The organism is Pseudoalteromonas shioyasakiensis, from assembly GCF_019134595.1.
Lineage (GTDB): Bacteria > Pseudomonadota > Gammaproteobacteria > Enterobacterales > Alteromonadaceae > Pseudoalteromonas > Pseudoalteromonas shioyasakiensis_A.
In genome coordinates this window covers 521844-541085 of sequence record NZ_CP077771.1, presented here as the reverse complement: position 1 = coordinate 541085, position 19242 = coordinate 521844, and the positions used below count along the sequence as shown (strand labels likewise).

At 39.4% G+C, this 19242-nt stretch carries 17 protein-coding genes; 7 read left to right on the top strand and 10 right to left on the bottom strand.

The window, feature by feature from the left end:
• Positions 1 to 57 precede the first annotated feature (57 nt).
• Complete coding sequence (gene dnaJ, locus KQP93_RS19835; protein ID WP_217876877.1) at positions 58 to 1197, top strand: molecular chaperone DnaJ; 1140 nt, start codon at positions 58 to 60, stop codon at positions 1195 to 1197.
• A gap of 60 nt (positions 1198 to 1257) precedes the next feature.
• Here dnaJ and KQP93_RS19830 read toward each other — a convergent pair whose 3' ends face one another.
• The 3 genes from KQP93_RS19830 to KQP93_RS19820 all read right to left on the bottom strand — a co-directional run bounded on the left by KQP93_RS19830 (position 1258) and on the right by KQP93_RS19820 (position 3050).
• Positions 1258 to 2388 (bottom strand): HlyD family secretion protein, encoded by a 1131-nt coding sequence (locus KQP93_RS19830; RefSeq protein ID WP_217876876.1) that lies wholly within the window; start codon positions 2386 to 2388, stop codon positions 1258 to 1260.
• A 3-nt stretch (positions 2389 to 2391) separates the two neighbouring features.
• Positions 2392 to 2736, bottom strand: coding sequence for a DUF3302 domain-containing protein (locus KQP93_RS19825; protein WP_054552213.1), 345 nt, complete (start codon positions 2734 to 2736; stop codon positions 2392 to 2394).
• Between the two features lie 77 nt (positions 2737 to 2813).
• Entirely contained in the window at positions 2814 to 3050 is a 237-nt protein-coding gene (locus tag KQP93_RS19820) for a hypothetical protein (RefSeq protein ID WP_130167504.1), read from the bottom strand.
• Positions 3051 to 3200: 150 nt separating this feature from the next.
• On the opposite strand from KQP93_RS19820, the gene ybaK reads away from it, so the two are divergent.
• A complete protein-coding gene (gene ybaK, locus KQP93_RS19815; RefSeq protein WP_217876875.1) occupies positions 3201 to 3662 on the top strand; it encodes a Cys-tRNA(Pro) deacylase in 462 nt (153 codons plus the stop codon).
• On the opposite strand, the gene KQP93_RS19810 is transcribed toward ybaK, so the two are convergent.
• From KQP93_RS19810 to KQP93_RS19800, 3 genes are all read right to left on the bottom strand, one after another.
• On the bottom strand, positions 3659 to 4915 hold the full coding sequence (locus KQP93_RS19810; protein ID WP_217876874.1) for a Y-family DNA polymerase: 1257 nt from the start codon (positions 4913 to 4915) through the stop codon (positions 3659 to 3661). The two genes, ybaK and KQP93_RS19810, sit on opposite strands and share 4 nt — an antisense overlap.
• Complete coding sequence (locus KQP93_RS19805) at positions 4903 to 5316, bottom strand: LexA family protein (protein WP_054552219.1); 414 nt, start codon at positions 5314 to 5316, stop codon at positions 4903 to 4905. Before KQP93_RS19805 ends, KQP93_RS19810 begins: the two co-directional genes overlap by 13 nt.
• A gap of 63 nt (positions 5317 to 5379) precedes the next feature.
• Positions 5380 to 5814, bottom strand: coding sequence for a MarR family winged helix-turn-helix transcriptional regulator (locus KQP93_RS19800; protein ID WP_054563088.1), 435 nt, complete (start codon positions 5812 to 5814; stop codon positions 5380 to 5382).
• 112 nt (positions 5815 to 5926) lie between these two features.
• Between KQP93_RS19800 and KQP93_RS19795 the strand changes: the two genes are divergently transcribed.
• The 5 genes from KQP93_RS19795 (at position 5927) to KQP93_RS19775 (ending at position 11501) form a co-directional block, all read left to right on the top strand.
• Positions 5927 to 6700, top strand: coding sequence for a siderophore-interacting protein (locus tag KQP93_RS19795; protein WP_217876873.1), 774 nt, complete (start codon positions 5927 to 5929; stop codon positions 6698 to 6700).
• 67 nt (positions 6701 to 6767) lie between these two features.
• Positions 6768 to 7763, top strand: a complete 996-nt coding sequence (locus KQP93_RS19790) for an LLM class flavin-dependent oxidoreductase (RefSeq protein ID WP_217876872.1) — start codon at positions 6768 to 6770, stop codon at positions 7761 to 7763.
• Positions 7764 to 7938: 175 nt separating this feature from the next.
• Positions 7939 to 8895, top strand: a complete 957-nt coding sequence (locus tag KQP93_RS19785) for a patatin-like phospholipase family protein (protein ID WP_217876871.1) — start codon at positions 7939 to 7941, stop codon at positions 8893 to 8895.
• Between the two features lie 120 nt (positions 8896 to 9015).
• A complete protein-coding gene (locus tag KQP93_RS19780) occupies positions 9016 to 10425 on the top strand; it encodes an alanine/glycine:cation symporter family protein (protein ID WP_217876870.1) in 1410 nt (469 codons plus the stop codon).
• A gap of 26 nt (positions 10426 to 10451) precedes the next feature.
• Entirely contained in the window at positions 10452 to 11501 is a 1050-nt protein-coding gene (locus tag KQP93_RS19775) for a patatin-like phospholipase family protein (RefSeq protein ID WP_217876869.1), read from the top strand.
• Positions 11502 to 11518: 17 nt separating this feature from the next.
• Here KQP93_RS19775 and KQP93_RS19770 read toward each other — a convergent pair whose 3' ends face one another.
• The 4 genes from KQP93_RS19770 to KQP93_RS21705 all read right to left on the bottom strand — a co-directional run bounded on the left by KQP93_RS19770 (position 11519) and on the right by KQP93_RS21705 (position 19004).
• Positions 11519 to 13078, bottom strand: coding sequence for a methyl-accepting chemotaxis protein (locus tag KQP93_RS19770; protein ID WP_217876868.1), 1560 nt, complete (start codon positions 13076 to 13078; stop codon positions 11519 to 11521).
• Positions 13079 to 13282: 204 nt separating this feature from the next.
• Positions 13283 to 17197 (bottom strand): ATP-binding protein, encoded by a 3915-nt coding sequence (locus tag KQP93_RS19765; RefSeq protein ID WP_217876867.1) that lies wholly within the window; start codon positions 17195 to 17197, stop codon positions 13283 to 13285.
• Positions 17198 to 17232: 35 nt separating this feature from the next.
• Positions 17233 to 18522, bottom strand: a complete 1290-nt coding sequence (locus KQP93_RS19760; RefSeq protein WP_217876866.1) for a serine/threonine-protein kinase — start codon at positions 18520 to 18522, stop codon at positions 17233 to 17235.
• 164 nt (positions 18523 to 18686) lie between these two features.
• Complete coding sequence (locus KQP93_RS21705; RefSeq protein WP_054563095.1) at positions 18687 to 19004, bottom strand: hypothetical protein; 318 nt, start codon at positions 19002 to 19004, stop codon at positions 18687 to 18689.
• Positions 19005 to 19242 lie beyond the last annotated feature (238 nt).

Here is a 19242-nt window from a genome sequence, read left to right as displayed (position 1 = left end):
TACCAGTCGATTTACCTTACGCAGTGTAGCTGCAGTAAAAAGAGTAGTGTGATAGATATGTCAAAAAGCGATTATTATGAAGTTCTCGGCGTGAGCAAAGATGCCAGCGAACGAGACATAAAAAAAGCGTATAAGCGCTTAGCGATGAAATATCATCCAGACCGTACCGCAGGCGATAAAGACCTTGAAGCTAAATTTAAGGAAGTAAAAGATGCCTACGAAGTACTAACTGATCCACAAAAACGTCAGATGTATGATCAGTACGGTCATGCAGCCTTTGAACAAGGTGGTGGCGGTCATGGCGGTGGCTTCGGCGGCGGTCATGGTGATTTTGGTGATATTTTCGGTGATGTGTTTGGAGATATCTTTGGTGGTGGCGGTGGTCGTCGTCAATCGCGTCAACAACGTGGTTCTGACTTACGTTACAACATGGACTTAAGCCTTGAAGAGGCTGTTCGTGGTAAAGATGTTGAAATTCAAGTGCCAACTTGGGTTAGCTGTAAACCATGTGACGGTAGCGGTGCAAAAGCGGGTTCGAAACCAAAAACATGTACTACCTGTCATGGTGCAGGCCAAGTACAAATGCGCCAAGGCTTCTTTGCGGTTCAGCAAACGTGTCCTACGTGTCAGGGGACAGGTCAAATTATTTCTGATCCATGTGACAGCTGTCATGGTCAAGGTCGCGTAGAAAAAACGAAGACCTTATCAGTGAAGATCCCAGCGGGTGTTGATACAGGTGACCGTATTCGTCTATCGGGCGAAGGTGAAGCGGGCATGCATGGTGCGCCAGCAGGTGATTTATACGTTCAGGTTTCTGTACGTGAGCACCCGATTTTCCAACGTGATGGCAATAACCTGTATTGTGAAGTGCCTATTGGCTTTACGACAGCAGCACTGGGTGGCGAAATTGAAGTGCCGACACTAGATGGCCGTGCAAAACTGAAGATCCCATCAGAAAGCCAAACTGGCAAAATGTTCCGTATGCGTGGTAAAGGCGTTAAGTCTGTACGTAGTGGCGCTCAAGGTGACTTGATCTGTAAAGTAGTTATTGAAACACCAGTGAATCTAAATGATCGTCAACGTGAATTGCTTGAAGAACTTGAGCAAAGCATGGGTAAAGATGGCTCTAAAAACCGTCCAAAAGAAAAAGGTTTCTTTGATGGTGTGAAGAAATTCTTCGATGACCTAACTAAGTAAATTTAGTTAGAGAGTAAAAAGGCGCTGATTAGCGCCTTTTTTTATGTTTCAATTTTCAGTTTAATGATCTAAGAATAGGTAGTTTTGCCAACTTTTCATTCTGATCAATACTTTACGCATCACTGATACGTGTTCGAAGTGCTCTGAATAAACAGCGACTTCTGTGCTTGTTCCTTGTGGTAGGTGATATTCACTCATGTCGTCGGTGATTTTTAAAGTAACAATAGCGCGGCCTTGGCGAGCAAAAAATTCAGTGCCCATCAGTGTGCCTTGTGCTTGTACTTGGCCTTCACCAATAGCAGGTAATACATCGATTACTTCGCCCGCAAAGGTTTTGCCAGGAATAGCTTTAAAGATAAAGTCTGCTTTGTAACCTGGTTCGAGTCTTAATAGTGAATTTTGTCTAAATGCAGCGACGTAAACGGTATCTTCTTTGTGCACAAAGGTCATTACTGGGCGTAGTGGCATTGGTACTGCAATCATTCCAGGACGTAATGTTAGTTGTGTAACATAGCCATCGGTAGGTGCATAAACGCTTGTGCTGTCTAAGTTAAATTGAGCTTGCTCTAAATTAGCGCGAGCTGCGGCAATTTTAGTTTGTTCGCCATTAATTTCAGACTCAAATGCAAGTTTTTGACGTAACTCTTCGGCCTGTGCTGCTTCGTAACTTGCCTTTGCTGCTAAGTAGACCCCTAATTTATTATCAACTTGGCCTTTTGAGTAAGCACCACTTTTTGCGCCTTTTTCATAACGTTCGTATTCTTTGTTACTACGATCATATTCAGCTTTAGCCATCAGAGCACTGGCTTGTGCTGATTTATAGGCCGCTTCTAAACCGAGCACTGACTGCTTTGCATCTTGCAAAGCTGCAATAGCTTGATTTAGTTTGGCTCGATATAAGGTATCGTCTAGGCGAAACAGTAAGTCACCTTTTTTAACAGGCTGATTTGGCTTTACTGCAACTTCTTCAACGGTACCACGTACATTTGGCACAATAGGTGTTGTGACATAGGCACTGCTGGCCATATTTGAATGTGGATGGTTATAGTTCATTAACAGGATCAAAGCGCCTATCAGTACCACACCACCGAGTACCGCGGTGGGTACTGTCCATTTATTAAGTGGGATTTTAAAAACTTTAAAGATACCAATGCACAATGCGGTATAAGTGAGTATTAATAACAAATCCATATTCTATTTCTCTTTATTATTCGATTGAGCATTTATTTGTGCTTGTAGTGCTGCCACTGTGGCTGTCAGGCTAGCTACTTTCTCTGCTAAGTCTTCCTGTTCCTTTTGGATCTGGTTAAAACCCCAGCCACGGTCATCACGCCATAATGTCGCCCAAACCCATAAAAATGGCCACAGTACGTGTAGGGTAAATAGGCTAACCCAGCCTGCATAATGGATGGCATCTTGGTGAGGGTGATTACGTTTTTTAGCAATTTCGTAGGGAATATCGTGAATGGCAATAACACCATAAAATATTACTACCGTTACAAACACTAGCATGACCAGCGCAAAGTAGTCTAAAAACATGTACTTTCCTTTGTTTAACTTATAATCAATTTAATAATACGTGAAATTTCCCTAATTCCTAGTCGGTATTTTCAGATTTAGTTCAGTACAACGTAGTAGTCGGTATCAGCAAGACAACGGCATAAAGTCACATCCTCTGAAAATGTGGTGTTTTGTATTCGGCCTTTTTCTAAGCCAAGCGTATGGCATTTGCTTTGACAATCCATGTAGGCATTCCATGCTAGGTATTCGTTGCACACAAAATTTACTGCATACAGTAGGGTGAGTATGATAAATAACTGTTTGGCTAGATAGAGCCCTGTGTGTCTAGACATGCTTGTTACCCTGCCCAGGATTCATTACTTTAGTGTAGTCGAATTAGGCCTATTTAGTGTGTTTTGTAGCGGTTTTTCTATTGCCTTATATTCCTTGTTCACGGTATGTTTCATAAAGTGACTGCTAATTAATTAGTTATAGGAAAATCAATGACGCCGGCTATAAACTTACTGAAGAAGAAAGGTATTAGTTTTGATGTGCTTAGTTATCAGCATGCGCCTTCGCAACAACAGTTTGGCCTTGAAGCGGTTGAAAAGCTTAAGCTACCAGCTGAGCAAGTATTTAAAACCTTAGTACTTGAAGATGCTGACCACCAGCTTTTGGTTGCTATTGTGCCTGTTAGCCAGCAAGTTAACCTGAAAATGCTGGCAAAGGCAGCAAAGGTTAAAAAAGTACAGATGGCTCCACAACAAAAAGTCGAAAATACTACAGGTTATATTTTAGGGGGTGTGAGCCCACTAGGTCAGAAAAAGCGCCTTAATACCTATGTGCATCAATCAGCAGATAGCTTTGACGTGATGTATGTTTCAGCAGGTAAACGAGGCCTTGAGATTGCGTTGGCACCTAAGGATTTATGCAGTTTATTAAATGCTAAGCTGGCAGACTTTTAACAATGTATTTTTGGTAGGTTATGCCAGCGCGTTGTGTAATGAGGCGATAAGTACGCGCGTTTCATATGCCAACGGGTCGTAGGAGTTTCGCTGGCAATGGCAAGAGTACCCACGCCATAACGGCTGTTAATGTTATCAAGACACTTCATCAGTTTAGGGTTATCGATAGGCGCTTGAAATAAATCAGGCTGCTGAAACATTTGGCTTGATAACTCAAGGGCACCTACACCACATTTATAAAATCGCACTCCAGGTTTATAGAGATGATCAAATACCTCGCTGATGGCATTGGCAAACACACAACTATCGGCGGTGGCGACACTAAACTCATAAATATAGGACTTTTTATAATAGCCATCTTGGTGAGGAGAGCTGGCCACAAACATTAATAAGCGCTGAGTGTGTGAGCCTTGCGCACGTAGTTTTCTTGCCACAATGACACAATGATTGATCAGTGCCGTTTTTAACGCTGTGGCGTCAGTGATACGCTCACCAAAACTGCGGGTCGAAAAAATCTCTTTTTTGTCTTGGCGTACTTCATCCCACGCTAAACAGCTTTTACCGCGTAACTCGTTCACTGTGCGCTCTAATACAATACTAAAAAGGCGTTTTATTTTTCGTGGTTCTTGTTCGGCTAAATCAAAGGCCGTATTGATATTCATTGCTTTGAGTTTTTTAGCTAAGCGTCGACCAACGCCCCAAACATCTTGTACATCCATGACTTTTAAAATTGCTACCCGTGAAGGTTCTGAATCAATCACTGCAACGCCATCAAAGCCGGGGAGTTTTTTCGCTGCATGATTGGCGGCTTTGGCTAGGGTGGCTGTTGGGCCAAATCCAACCCCAACAGGCAGCTTTGTTTCGCGCCACACGGTACGGCGAATATCATGGCCATAACTATGCCAGTCGTGAATAAGCTTGTTGAAACCAGTAAAGTTTAAAAATGATTCATCAATAGAGTATATGTGCTGATTATCGCAAAAGCGGCCAATCACGTTCATCATCCGTTCGCTTAAATCCGCATACAGCTCATAGTTAGATGAGCGGATCACCACTTGGTTATCTTCGAGTATTTTTTTTACTTGAAAATAAGGCTGAAATTTTGGAATAGCCAACTTTCGTGCAATAGGGCACACGGCACAAATACAGCCATCGTTGTTAGTAAGAACCACAACCGGTTTACTACGAATAGCTGGGTCAAACACTTTTTCGGCGCTTGCATAAAAGGCCACCGCATCGACTAAGGCGTACATGCTAATAGCTCTTTACTACTGCGATGTAAGCGAATTGAGCGAGTGACCACGCCTTCTAATTGAAATTCATCAGATTGACGTAGTTGCACTGCAGGGTATTTAGGTGAGGCTGATAATAACTGTGCATTGTGTTTATCTAATAGTTTACAAACAAATAAACCATTTAGATTCGCGACAATGACATCGCCATTTTTAACGTCTTCGGCGCGATCAACTAGTAATAAGTCACCATCAAAAATCCCCACACCTTGCATTGATTCGCCAGAGGCAATACCAATAAATGTTGCATCAGGGTGTTTAATCAATAGCTGATCTAATGATAAGCCTAGCTCTTTGTATTGTGCTGCCGGTGATTCAAAACCACATACGCCAGCTTCGATATAAATAGGAATAACACGCATAACAAAACCACTGTACTGTACGTTTGTACAGTATAGTGGTTTATGGTTATCTTGCCAATAAGATCACGGGGTGTTGTGATTGATATTTTCGATCATGGTTGTGGCAATAGCGATAAAATCACGTACTTGCTGATCAGTTAAACCGTGGCAAAGTTTGGCATCAACCTCTTGCTCTGCAACTTCTAAACGCGAGAACAGGGCGTTACCTTGATCAGTAAACGATAAAATTAAACAGCGTTTGTCATTTTCGTCGGCACATTTAGAAACCAGTTCAAGCTTTATAAGCTCTTTTACTAAGCGTGCTATTTGTGCTTTATCACGGCCGGTTTTGGCAACAATATCATTGGCGGTACAGTGCTGTGTTTCGGCAATGATATGTAAGCAGCGTACATGCAGTGCGTTAAGACCAAGCTCGTTGGCGTTAATGGCTTCGCGCACAGTGACACGGTAACTTTGTGCCAGTGTAAATAAAGCAGAAGAAAGAGAGGTTTGTGGCATGGTTCACCTAAGTTAAGCTAGTTAGCATTAGTTGACAAAGTCAATTAAAAGCGTATAGTTGACTATATCAACTATTGGGGCGTTGTGCAATTTAACCAGCTAGGAGACCAAGATGGCTAGAAAAGTTCGTCGTGCAAACGTATTAAGTACTACACGTATTTCCCCGCATCTACAAAGAATTGTTGTTGGCTCAGACGAGTTTGCTGACTTCCCACAAGATGCAAAAGGTGCGTACGTAAAGGTGCTACTCCCGCATGCCGGTGAATCTAAGGTTGAACTTGATTTACACGCTGAGCACCCTGCATTAATGCGCTCTTACACTATTCGTGATATCAACTCTGTTAACGGTGCAATTACCCTCGACTTTGTGGTTAACCAACATCAAGGCGTGGCAACCAACTGGGCACAAAATGCGTGTGTAGGCGACGAGGTAGGTATTGCAGGCCCTGGCCCTAAAAAACTCACTGATTTTACGCAAACACATTATTTAATGCTGGCAGATTTAACTTCAGTAAATGCAATCAATGGCTACTTACAAGTATTACCACAAGATGCCACTGTCGATGTCATTATTCATGTTGCTGATAAAGCAGACATCATTGAGCTTGAGCAAATTAAAGCACACACCCAACATAGTGTTGAATGGTTAGTTACAGATGAGCCAGAAACAGATCTACTCGACCAAGTAACACGCTTATGCGCAGGTTATAACACGCAACCTATGGTGTTTATGGCGTTAGAAGCAAACTTGGTGAAGGCAATTCGCCGTTTAGTAACAAGCAGTTTTGAAATTGACCGTGAACACATTGTTGCATCAGCTTATTGGAAGCGTGGTATTGATGCCGATGGCCTAAAGGTGGAAAAACAGCAACAAAGCCGTGCCTAATTAGCATTTGAAAAATAGCCATTCGCACTCATTAACTAATTATAAAGAGTTAAATTTTGGAGAGCGAATGTCAGACCTTAGCAACACACCTTTTTCATTGCTTGAATTGAGCCCAATGAAAGAGCATGAAACCGTTTCGCAAACACTAGCGAATAGCGTTATCTATGCACAAACAGCCGACAAACTGGGTTTTAATCGGTTTTGGATGGCAGAGCATCATAATATGCGTGGTATCGTTTGTGCCGCAACTTCAGTACTGATAGGTCACATCGCAGGCAAAACCGAGAATATCCGCGTAGGTGCGGGTGGGGTGATGTTACCTAACCACCCACCGCTGGTGGTGGCTGAGCAATTTGGCACTCTTGAGAGTTTATACCCCGGTCGCATTGATTTAGGTTTAGGTCGAGCACCAGGTAGTGACCCAATTACCAGCCGTGCTTTGCGCCGTGACGAACAACGCGCTGAGCACTTCAATGATGAGGTAACTGAGCTGCAAGCTTTACTTGGCCCATATAAAGGTGACTCTCCAGTACGCGCAATCCCAGGTGAAGACACTAATGTACCAATCTGGTTACTGGGCTCAAGCCTTTATAGTGCTGGGCTTGCTGCTAAAAAAGGCCTGCCATATGCATTTGCTGGTCATTTTGCCCCACGCTTTGTTGAAGATGCCATTGCATTGTATCGCAGAGAGTTTCAGCCATCTGAGGTATTAGATAAGCCATACGTCATGCTTGGCTTACCCGTTGTTGCCGCTGACACCGACGAACAAGCACAGTTTTTAGCAACCACAGCAAAACAACGTATTTTAGCACTTATGCGCGGCAAGCCTCTTTGGCTTAAAGAGCCTGTTGCAACAATGGAAGGCTTGTGGACAGCACAAGAAAAAATGCAAGTAGAAAGCTTTTTAGGGCTTTCAGTTGTTGGCGGTCAAGCGAGCGTTAAGCATAAGCTGAGTATGATTAAACAAACGCTACAGGTTGATGAGTTTATTTTTACAAATGACCTGTATGAATTGAGTGACAGACAACATGCGCTGGAAATATTAGCAAGCATCATGCACTAATACGGTTTGCCAAATAGTGAATGCGTGTAATGAGTTTTTTATGCGCATTGCTTAAGCCCTGACACTTACTTTCCAAACGGTTTTATAGATTGATTCAATTTAATTATTCCGTTTTAAGGATTGAATTTAACTTTATACAATACACTTATTAACCATTACCCTAGGAAGGTGCACCGTGAAATCTCAAACAATTGCCGCAGTAGAACCACAAACAAAAACAGCATTAATCGCTGAGGGTGGTGGGCAACGAGGGATTTTTACCGCAGGTGTGCTCGATGCATGGTTAGAAAATAATTACGATCCATTCGATTTATTCATTGGCACATCAGCAGGCTCTCAAAATTTAACGAGTTATTTAGCGCGTCAAAAAGGCTATGCGAAACGTTTGATCAGAGGCCTTTCGCGTCATAAACGTTTTTTCCAACTTGGCCGCGGTCTGTTTGGTAAAAGCATTGTCGACCTTGATTGGTATTTTGATAAAACCAAAGAAGTAAATCGCGCTTTAGATTTTAAAACTGCAACACAAAGCCTAGGTAATCGCGAACTGTTGATCACAACCACTAATGCGGCTGACCGTAAACCCTATTACTTGAGCCCAAATGGTGAAGATACGCAATGGTTAGCTCTGTTAAAAGCTTCAAGTGCATTACCATTTTTATATAAAGATGGCGTTAACTTAACACCTTGGCTAACAACTAAGGCAGCAAACGATGCAATTATTCAAAGCTCTAATAGTGATTTAGTGCATGATATGTATTTAGATGGTGGCCTAGCTGCCCCTTTACCTGTGAAAGAAGCCTATAATCGTGGTGCCAGAGATATTGTGGTCATTCGTACTGTTGATGAAAAATTTCAAGTACAATCTGAATGGGTTAATAAGTTAAAATCACTGGTTTGTGTATCAGGTTATTGCCCTAAAACCATTGATTACTTGATTCAACATGAACAAGCTTATCAAGATGAACTCGATTTCATTGCAAACCCGCCAAGTGATGCCCGTATCACACAAATTTTTGCAGGTGACAAACTACGCAGTAAGGTATTAGGTAGCACTGACTATGATCTGCGTTATGATCACAAATTAGGCTTAGCAGCAGGTCGTGCTTTTTTACAGCAGCAACTGCTAAATTAGTTGGTAGCAGGCTCAGTTAATTAATCCCATTGCCTACTTGAGATATTCGTAAATAAAGTTAAAGTGGTTAGCTATTCACTTTTTGTGACTTTTTATCTATAAGAGTTATTAAGGCTTGCCATGTTTAATAGTGCTGTATCGACGATCAATGGTCTTCTTTGGGGAGAAGGCCAAATTCTTATCTATATTCTTCTGTTTGCTGGTATTTGGTTTTCGGTAAGACTAAAAGCAATCCAACTGGTTAAGTTTCGCCATATGTTTAGCCTGCTAAAGTCGAGTAGCAGCACAGATAAAAACTCAATTAGTTCTTTTCAAGCTTTATGTACAGGTCTTTCAGCACGTGTAGGTACTGGTAACCTTGCAGGGGTTGCCGTTGCGATTTCGTTAGGGGGCAGTGGCGCAATATTTTGGATGTGGGTGATTGCTATTTTGGGCATGGCAACAGGCTTTGCCGAAAGCGTACTTGGGCAAGTCTATAAAGTCAGGGATGCCAACGGCGAGTTTAGAGGCGGGCCTGCTTATTATATTCAGCAAGGCTTGGGCAGCAGAGCGCTTGCGGTGTGTTTTGCCTTTTGCTTGTTCCTTGGTTATGGCTTTACGTTTAGTGCCATGCAAACTAATACCATCACCGACGCCCTCAATTACGCATTTGAAATACCAACACTGTATTCAGGTATTGTGATCACAATACTGGCAGGCTCTATTATTTTAGGTGGCTTTAAAGCTATTGCCCGCTTTGCCGAACGAATTGTGCCAGTTATGGGCATTTTATTTGTACTCGCCGCCATCATTATTACTTTATTGAATATCGGTAAAGTGCCTGCGATGATTGAGGATGTTTTACTTTCAGCTTTTGGCTTACAAGAAGCAGGCGCAGGAGCAATGGGCGCCGCAATTAAAAATGGTATTCAGCGAGGGCTTTATTCGAATGAAGCCGGAGCGGGGAGTGTGCCACATGCATCTGGCTGTGCATCACCAGTACCAAATCATCCGGTCACTCAAGGCTACATTCAAATGCTAGGGGTGTTTTTCGACACTATCGTGCTGTGTAGCTGCACGGCGGTGATTATTTTATTGGCTGATATTGATATTAGCGGCGAAATGGAAGGTATACGCTTAACTCAATCTGCTATGACAGCGCATATGGCTGCTGGTGGCATTTATTTTGTAGCGGCTGCAATTTGTTTATTTGCGTTTACTTCTGTGGTTGCAAACTATGCCTACGCAGAAAGTAACCTACATTTATTTAAACTAGATAATAAACTCGGCCGTGGGATTTACACCTGTTTATATTTATCAATGATGATTTGGGGGGCGTCGGCTACCATTAAACAAGTGTGGGATCTTGCAGACATTGCTTTAGGTTTAATGACAGTGGTGAACGTTATCGCTATCATACGCTTAACGCCAACCATCTTATCTGTGACAAAAGACTACCATAGTCAACGTGAAGCAGGGCAAGAACCGAGTTTTGATTCTGAAAAAGTGCAGGTACAAGGTCAAACAGAACAAGGGATTTGGCGCAAATAATCTAAAAAATAACGAGAAAAGTAACCATGATAGATATTTACGCAGGGCCAAGTGCTGCAAAAGCAATTCAAGAGCAAGGCCTGTCTGCCGATTTGTTTAATACCTTTTTAGGAGCAAGCGGCGGGCCCAAATGGTTTACATTATTTGGTTTGGATAAATATCTATTTGGTGAATTTTTTAAAGACCGTACCACGCCTCTAAATTTGTTAGGGTCAAGTGCCGGTGCATTTAGATCTGCCTGTTTTGCACAAAATGACCCTGTTGCTGCAATATCTCGATTAGCAAAGTCTTACTCTGAAACACGTTATTCATCAAATAAAGCAAAACCAGAAGAAATAACTACAAAAGCACGAGAGTTATTAAGCACTGTATTTGCTGAAAATGGTATTCACGAAATTATTAACAACCCTATTTTTAAAGCCCACTTTATAGTTGCAAAATCGAATGGCTTTACAGCATCAGAAAACAAAGTGATGCAGTTAATGGGGTTATCTAAAAGCTATTTAGCCAATAGAATGAATAGGCGTTTGTTAAGCAAGCAATATGAGCGTTATGTATTTCAGCCTGCGGATAGTCAATTATCGTTTTCAGATAACAATACTTTCAATACCCATACTATTGAACTTAGTGAAGATAATTTAGCCGATGCGTTACTTGCTTCAGGCTCTATCCCATTAGTTATGCAGGGCATTAAAAATATTAAAGGAACACCGCCTGGTATGTATCGCGATGGCGGTATTATCGATTACCACTTTGACTTAAGTATTCATAATGACGGGCTTATTTTATATCCGCATTTTAATAACAGCCCTAAAGCGGGTTGGTTTGATAAGAGCCTAAAGCGCGGCATTACTCCGAGTAACTATGATAACGTAGTGATGATCACTCCATCAGCTGACTTTGTTGCTTCATTACCTTATGGAAAAATCCCTGATCGTAAAGACTTTACTGAACTTGATGCTGATACACGAATTAAATATTGGCAGCAGGTATTCAAAGAAACAGAACGGCTAGCAGAAGCATTTGATGCGGTGTGTACTAATCAGCACACACCGAAAATAAACCTTATCAAATAATAGTGGTTTTGATACAGCTACTTAAACTGATTAATCAAGGATGTTTGCTCTGTTACTTTACTGAGGAGCGCTTCGCAAAGTTGCTGCGAAGTATGGCCAAGCTCTGTGCACTCATGAGCAAAGTCTTGTGCCGAGGTTAAGTTTGTAGCAATAACTTGGCTTGCTGTCAGTTGCTCGTTCATTGCGTGAGCAATGATACTATTGAGTTCACTTAGTTTGATAGACTGGGCTTTAATGTGGTCTAAACTATCACCGCTTTGATGTGCAAGTTCAACACTTTTAGCCGACAAATTAAGCCCGTCTTTCATGGCAAGTTGTGCTTGTTTCGAAGCGTGTGTGAGCTGATTTAATACATTGTTTATTTCTTCTGTGGATTGCTGAGTTCGTGAGGCCAATGCACGTACTTCACCAGCAACAACGGCAAAGCCACGACCATGATCACCAGCACGGGCAGCTTCGATGGCCGCATTTAAAGCAAGTAAATTAGTTTGATCAGCAATCGCATTTATCTCAGATAAAATTGCCACAATATGTTGATTGCCTTCAATTAAGTTTTCTACTTGGCTACTCGCGGCCTTGAGTTTATCATCAAGTTCACTTATTGAAGTTATCGTCTGCTTGACCGCAAGTGAGCCTTGTTCGGTTGCTTGGTTTGACTCTTCGGCAGCTTGATTTGATTGCATTGTGCTCGATGAAAGCTCATTGATTGAGGCCGTCATTTGCTCTGTGGCAACAACAATTTGTGATACTTCGTCTGTTTGTTTATTTAAAAGTTCAGTCACATTATGACCTGACTCTGCGCATTGCTGCGCGTTGTGATTAACGCCCATAGTCACATCATTTACACGGCCAACAACCGCTTTTAATTTAGCTTGTTGCATCTCAAGGGCAAGATGTAAAAAGCCAGATTGATCATTCGTACCAGAATACAGATAAGCCATTAAAGGATTATCGTAGACTTGTTTTGCTTTGCTTATAATTGCTAAATATTTTTGACGCCAGAAATACATAATCCCATTAGCTGATGCTAAAAATAGAACAAGTACACAATTTAAAACATCGAATCCAGAACTAAAAACGGCAGCCAGCGAAGCTAAAAAGCTAATGAGCAATAGGGCACTTATGTAAAGAGTGGCATCGAACTTTGCCGCAGTAGCATTGGATTTTTGATTATTGTTTATTTTAGTGTATTCAGCGCTAGCTCTTTGTACAACATCATCGCTTTGCTTGGTTCTGACGGATTGAAACTCAACCGAACGGCCACTTTTATCTTTGATAGGGGTTACGAAGGCATTTACCCAATAATAATCACCATTTTTACAGCGATTTTTAACAGGCCCCATCCAAGATTGACCATTTTTTAGATGTTGCCATAAATCAGCGAAAGCCAGTTTTGGCATATCAGAGTGACGAACAAGGTTATGAGGTTTACCTACCATTTCGTCTAGTGTGAAACCAGCTATTTTGCAAAATTCATCATTGGCATAGGTAATATTACTTTGTAAATCTGTAGTCGATAGGAGGATGTCAGATTCAGAAAATTTAACTTCGGTATCGGTATTAATTCTATGTTTCACGTTAAAATCATCCAAGTACAGCTTGAAATTCAGAAAGTAAATTAGCGGAGTAAAAACAGTCTGAACTAGAAAGAGGTAGTGTTAATTTAATCACTAATGTTTATAAACAATTTAGCGATAAATTCGTGAAAAAGAACTAGGAAAATTCAGGTTTTATGTTAAAAAAGTTAATACCTTTTAACTGGTATAAGCTAGGTGGCTGGGTTAAAGGTTAGATAAAATTGTAAATTTAGTGCCGTTTCCAACTTCAGAGTGACAACTAATTGTGCCTTTTAGCTTCTGAACGATAAGGTTATAAACAATATTCATTCCAAGACCACTACCGCCAGCCCCACGTTTGGTCGTGTGGAAGGGTTCAAATATCTTACTCTGTACTTCTTTAGTCATGCCTTTACCATTATCTTGAAAATCAACTCTAAGTTTTGAGCCTTCAAGCTCTGCAGTAATCGTTATCTCACCTTCTTGTGTATCTTCAAAGGCATGTATTAAAGAGTTTAAAATAAGATTGGTGAATATATGTGCGATAACACCAGGGTCAACCTTGATCACTAAGTCATCACTACAATCAATCTGGATAGAATGATGACCCTTTTTGAGAGCTGGGGATAAACTGCTGATTAAATCGGTTAAATAGTCTTTTAGATTAATTTCGCGTTCTTCATCGTTACTAGTATCAACAGCGACTAGTTTAAAGTTTGCGACAAGTTCGGCTGCTCTATTTAAGTTACGGTAAACAATAGAACCTGCCTCATTAATATTCGCAATACTAGAGACAAAATCTTTACGAGTCAGAGTTTGTGCTTCGAAAGCTACACGGAGTTGCTCGATTAATTCAAGTAGATTTGAAGAGGCTGTAACACTCACACCTAGGGGGGTATTAAGTTCATGGGCAACACCTGCAACTAACCGACCTAATGAAGCCATTTTTTCTGATTCGACTAAATGATTTTGCGTTTGTTTTAATTGCTTTAGTGATTCTTCTAAATCATTAGTTCGTGCAACGACCTTTTCTTCCATTTGGCTATAAAGAACTGAATTTTCGATTGATATTGCCATTTGGCCAATCAATAAATTGAGCATATCTAAATGGTTTTGGCCAAAGGCATCAGTAGTGAGTTCATTCTCTAAATAGACAATACTATTAATTCGATTCTTGTAGATTAGTGGTAAGCATAAAATAGATTTTGGTTGATGCTTCTCAATGTAAGGGTCGTTGGCGAAAACTGAATCGACAGACACATTACCAATTAAAGCCATACTTTGTGTTCGAATCACATAACGGATAATACTGGCAGGAATATCAGTGGATTTAGCGTAAGACGAAGGTTTAAATTGGTAATTTGGCTCATTCAAAATACCAATATTTTCAACCCACCATTTTGAATTTTTCTTAAGTAACAATGCAACTTTTGAGGCACCAGAAAACTCCATAACAATGGCAATTAATTTATTCATTAATTTATCTATAACCATTTCTTCTGAAAGTAAATTAGCTGCCTGCATCATGGAATTAAGCGCAATTGAACTAGTCGAAACTTCTATAGGTGAATTAGTGGATAACACAGGGACCTCATCGTTTGTTAATGATGAGTTTGCTGCTTTAACATTGACTGATAAATGATTATAAATAGTCTGAGAGTTTTGCTGATGGTGCATGACATATTCAAGTTTACTTTGCTTAACTAGGTAATTTGCGAGTAACTCATTGGCTTGTGCCTCAATCAGTTTGTAATCGGCAGCTTTAGCAAGCTCGATTGATTGATGATAAAGAGCAAATACCTCATAGAAAGGTTGTTTATTCAAACTTGCTAATTCAGCCTCTATCAATTTTACCTTATGGAGGAAGTTATCTGCACAACAGTCACTCCACGTTTTCAAGCGCGCAAACATGTGCTTAAACATGTCCTGATATTTACTAGAATCTAAATAAGTTTCTGGTTTAGCAAGCAGAACTAAACACGAATAAAAATAGGCTTCAGGTGTTTTAATTTGTCCTGGTACACCCATTGGGATGATATAAATATGCTCAATAATAGCTAGAGCTTCGTCGTATCGACCAATTAAATAGAGCGCTCTAATTTTTGCATAGTAATACCAAGCTTGAATAATTGGTGAGTCTTTAGCATAAAGTTGGTGTTCCTGTTCATTAAAAACATCGCAGTCAAAGCTATTATGGCTATCACATCTACCCATTAAGTGCAGTAATGGTACATATGCACCAGGTATGAAAAAGCTTTTAGTTGATTCTTCATTTTTTTCTTTTAAAAAACTTAAGTACTTATTGGCCTCAGATAAAACATCAGTGCAGGGCAGGCCTTCTATTATTAAGTTTGAAATAATATTAACTGCTGCGTAGCTTGCGTATGTCCAATCACCGGCCTGACAACTGAATTGATAGCTTTGCCGAAAGCTTTTGGTAGAAAAGGAAAGGTGATTACTCCAATGACAAATCGTTAAGCCATACATAAAGTAGACTTTGCCGCGTAACGCTAGGTTTGGGTAGTTATCAGCAATTTTTAGGGCAACTTTGCCAAATTCATCCGCTTTTTTGAACTCATTTAGCCTATTAACACAAACAAAACCATAAAGAACATAAGCAAAGGCAGATTGTTCGCACTTACCATGTTCAAGGCAAAGGCTACACATTTTTACTGATGCCCATTGCACAACATTCTCATCAGATAATAAATATGAGGTGATCCAAAGGCTGGTCAGAATATCGAGTAATAATAAAATTTGTTCATCTTCTAAGTCATTAGAATCATAGAGACTATCAATAGAATGCTGTCCAAGGTATGTATCAATGAGCGTAATCTCGTTAACGATTTGAGCATCTAAATTATCTAACTCAGAAGGCGGAGTGAGATTTAATATTTTTAACGCTAGATATTGTGTATCTAGTGCCTCTTGATAGAGTCCCTGTTGGTGGAAATCATCCATTTTCACCAGTAGTACCCGGGCATGATCTAAAGATGTATGTTTATATTTTAGTAACATGCTATAAAGCTCATCGGATTCATCATATTTATTTAAAATACAATTCACTTTACATAACAACAGTAAGGTCTCAAAAGTTACACTGTAATTAACTTTAAAATGTTCGTTCTTTAATAACCTCTTAGCAAAGCTAAGATAATTATAAGAAGAACTATAAGCAGCCGACTCAAATGCTTTTTTTGCGGCTAAATAATTAATTTCAATAACTTGCTTTATTTCAAGTGGGCTACATATAAGCTCTATTGCTTTATTAAATTGGTTTGCTAGATCAAATAAACTTTTTTCTAGGATGTTATTGTTAAGTGCATACTGATAAAGCAGTCTGGCAATATTAATGTGAACTTGCTGCCGCTCATTTTCAGGAATGAGTGAGTAGGCGGCTTGCTGTACACGGTAATGTAAAAATTTTAATTGCACATTTTCATTAACTGCAACTTGTGAAGAAATGACATGTGAAATGGATTGCGGAGTTAATATAAGTTCTCTATCAATAGCAGGGATCAAATTATTAATTATCTGCTTGGCTGTGTATTGATTATCAGAAAGCGCTACCAACATATTAGTGTCGAATGTATTACTCACACTTGCAGCATATTTAAGTAAGTCACAGGCTAGGTTTGGTAGCTCATTGATTTTTTCTGCCATAAAATCAACAACATTATCGGTTATGTTTTCTGCCAAAATAGTATTTTTATCCCAGTACCAACGATCCTCTTCTAGGTTGTGATATAGAAGACCTTTTTCATACAGCTCTGTCGTAAATTGTAGAACGAAAAACGGATTTCCTAATGTCTTCTTGTATATGAGTTCACTTAAAGGAAGACAGTCTATTTCAGGAGTATTTATGGTGTCACTGATTAGCGTGTTTATTACACCTTGCGGTAAGTTATTTAAAAAAGCCTGATTTATAGGTATGTTTTTTTCTTTAATTTCAGTGATACATTTAGTGAATGGGTGTTGGCTATCAACCTCATTATCGCGAAATGCTTGGATTATTAATAAATAATGTAACTTTGAATTATCAAATAAAGATGTTATTAACTCTAAAGATGCTAAGTCGGCCCATTGCATATCATCTAAAAATAAAATGAAAGGGCGGTTTCTACTGCAAATTGCAGTCATAAACCTTAAAAATAAACTATGTAACAGACTTTTATCTATATTTTTTTCGGTATATCTATATCTTTAATTTTCAGAATTAGGTTTAAGTCAGAGATTAAATTGCATAAATGTACTGCTTTATCAGTGAGATGGTTGTTGAGAATATCTCGCCAAAGAATTAATTCATCATTAGGCTCTGTTAAAATGTAACGGCAAAATTTATTTAAGGCATCAGTGATGGCAGAATAAGGAATATTTCTCTGATACTGATCATACTTACCAGAACTAAAATATCCATATTCTCCTGTCATTGGTTTATAGACTTCTTTCACCAGCGCAGACTTACCGACACCAGAATAACCTGATACTAAAAAGATTTCGCAACTCCCTCGGGCGACACGCTCGAAAGACTGCAATAACTCACCTATTTCTTTGTCACGACCATATAACTTCTGCGGAATACTAAATTGCTCTGATGCTGAGAAGTTTACATTTGGTAATTCAAAATTAGTGAGTGATGGATCACTTTCAAACCGAGCTGAAATTAGTTGTAAATCTTTAGCTAACCCCCAAGCTGATTGATAACGATCTTCTGCATTTTTTTGAAGTAGCTGACTAATAACATCAGCAATAACTTTTGGAATGTTTGTTTTAATTTTATTAACAGGTACAACTTTTTTAGCAATATGACAGTGCACTAGGGCTAGTTGGTCCTGTTCACTAAATGGTGGTTTACTGGTTAACATTTCATAAAAACTGGCACCCAAAGAATAAAGATCACTGCGGCAATCTATTTTTCGATTAATACGCCCGGTTTGTTCTGGTGATAAATAAGCGAGGGTACCTTCTAAAACTGCCGGGCTAGTTAAGTTTTGTGAAGACTTCGAAAGAGAGGTCGCAATATGTAAACCAAATAATTTAAAGCTAGATAAATCCTCACTAATCAATATGTGATGGGGGGTGATATCTTTATGAATTATTTTTTTAGAGTGTAAATAATTGACCGTTTCTGCTAGCTTGGCAGCTAATGGCAAAAAATCATTTACTGAAACAGGGGCTTTTTGTAACAGTTGAGAAAGAAGCTTGGCAGGAAAATACTCATAAATGATGGCTGTACAGTCATCTTCGTTTATAAAATTAATAGGTTTTAAAATATTAGGATGGTCTAATTTATCTGAAAATGAATGCTCAAGTAAAAGCTTGTTTATGGTGTCTTTGTCTCTACTTGCATCTTTTAGTGATTTTATAAGAACTAGGTCACCGTTTTTTAGTGACTTAGCGCTATGAAGTAAGAAGTAACTGCTGTTGTCGATACAATCAACTAAACCATATCCTGGAACCGGCAAGAGAACTCCTTACTAAAAAAGACACAAGTAACTATATAGCTACTACTAATTTAGTATAGTCAAAACTTACCTATCTTCCATCTTATTTGTTAGGCTGATTCATGTTTTAAATCAACATATTAGTTTATATAAAAACAACTAGTTCATATAAAGATTTATAAAACCTAATCACGTAATATGAAATCACTCTGGCAGGGGGCTTCACCAGGGCTTTGATCTAACTTTGTGTTAGGGCAATTTTTAGTAAAAAATAACGCTTCTTCTAGAGAGTTCATTTGGCTGCAATATTGACGGCCATCACATTCATACTCTGGCTTTTCATAATCAGATATTGTGATATCTCGATTATGGCTGTAATTTGATTTTACGGGATCAATAATTTTTGTTTGAAGCGTTTGTGTTGGTGAGATACCCCCATAATTAACTGCATAATAATCCCATGCGAAATAGCCAATTATGATGATTAGAAAAAACTTCCTCATGATGAATCCTTGTTATTATTGTTTAGACTAATGAGAATCGTGAGTGGTATTGAGGCCTAAGCCTTATGGCTCAACCCGAAAGTCTTACTATAATAAGATGAAGAAATAATATTAAGTAAAATTAGTGGCTTATGAATTAAATACGAAATTTCTGATATCATAGATAAATCAAAAGTTTGAAATGAATAGCTGTTTTAAGTATTAAATTATTAGAAATGCTTATGTGGAAAACTGGCTA

Bases quoted from the DNA above. Each gene is read 5' to 3' on its own strand.
- KQP93_RS19780 (WP_217876870.1), top strand. From the start codon at position 9,016: ATGTTTAATAGTGCTGTATCGACGATCAATGGTCTTCTTTGGGGAGAA.
- KQP93_RS19825 (WP_054552213.1), bottom strand. From the start codon at position 2,736: ATGTTTTTAGACTACTTTGCGCTGGTCATGCTAGTGTTTGTAACGGTA.
- KQP93_RS19830 (WP_217876876.1), bottom strand. From the start codon at position 2,388: ATGGATTTGTTATTAATACTCACTTATACCGCATTGTGCATTGGTATC.
- KQP93_RS19800 (WP_054563088.1), bottom strand. From the start codon at position 5,814: ATGCCACAAACCTCTCTTTCTTCTGCTTTATTTACACTGGCACAAAGT.
- KQP93_RS19820 (WP_130167504.1), bottom strand. From the start codon at position 3,050: ATGTCTAGACACACAGGGCTCTATCTAGCCAAACAGTTATTTATCATA.
- KQP93_RS19805 (WP_054552219.1), bottom strand. From the start codon at position 5,316: ATGCGTGTTATTCCTATTTATATCGAAGCTGGCGTATGTGGTTTTGAA.
- dnaJ (WP_217876877.1), top strand. From the start codon at position 58: ATGTCAAAAAGCGATTATTATGAAGTTCTCGGCGTGAGCAAAGATGCC.
- KQP93_RS19810 (WP_217876874.1), bottom strand. From the start codon at position 4,915: ATGTACGCCTTAGTCGATGCGGTGGCCTTTTATGCAAGCGCCGAAAAA.
- KQP93_RS21705 (WP_054563095.1), bottom strand. From the start codon at position 19,004: ATGAGGAAGTTTTTTCTAATCATCATAATTGGCTATTTCGCATGGGAT.
- KQP93_RS19765 (WP_217876867.1), bottom strand. From the start codon at position 17,197: ATGACTGCAATTTGCAGTAGAAACCGCCCTTTCATTTTATTTTTAGAT.
- ybaK (WP_217876875.1), top strand. From the start codon at position 3,201: ATGACGCCGGCTATAAACTTACTGAAGAAGAAAGGTATTAGTTTTGAT.
- KQP93_RS19775 (WP_217876869.1), top strand. From the start codon at position 10,452: ATGATAGATATTTACGCAGGGCCAAGTGCTGCAAAAGCAATTCAAGAG.
- KQP93_RS19790 (WP_217876872.1), top strand. From the start codon at position 6,768: ATGTCAGACCTTAGCAACACACCTTTTTCATTGCTTGAATTGAGCCCA.
- KQP93_RS19795 (WP_217876873.1), top strand. From the start codon at position 5,927: ATGGCTAGAAAAGTTCGTCGTGCAAACGTATTAAGTACTACACGTATT.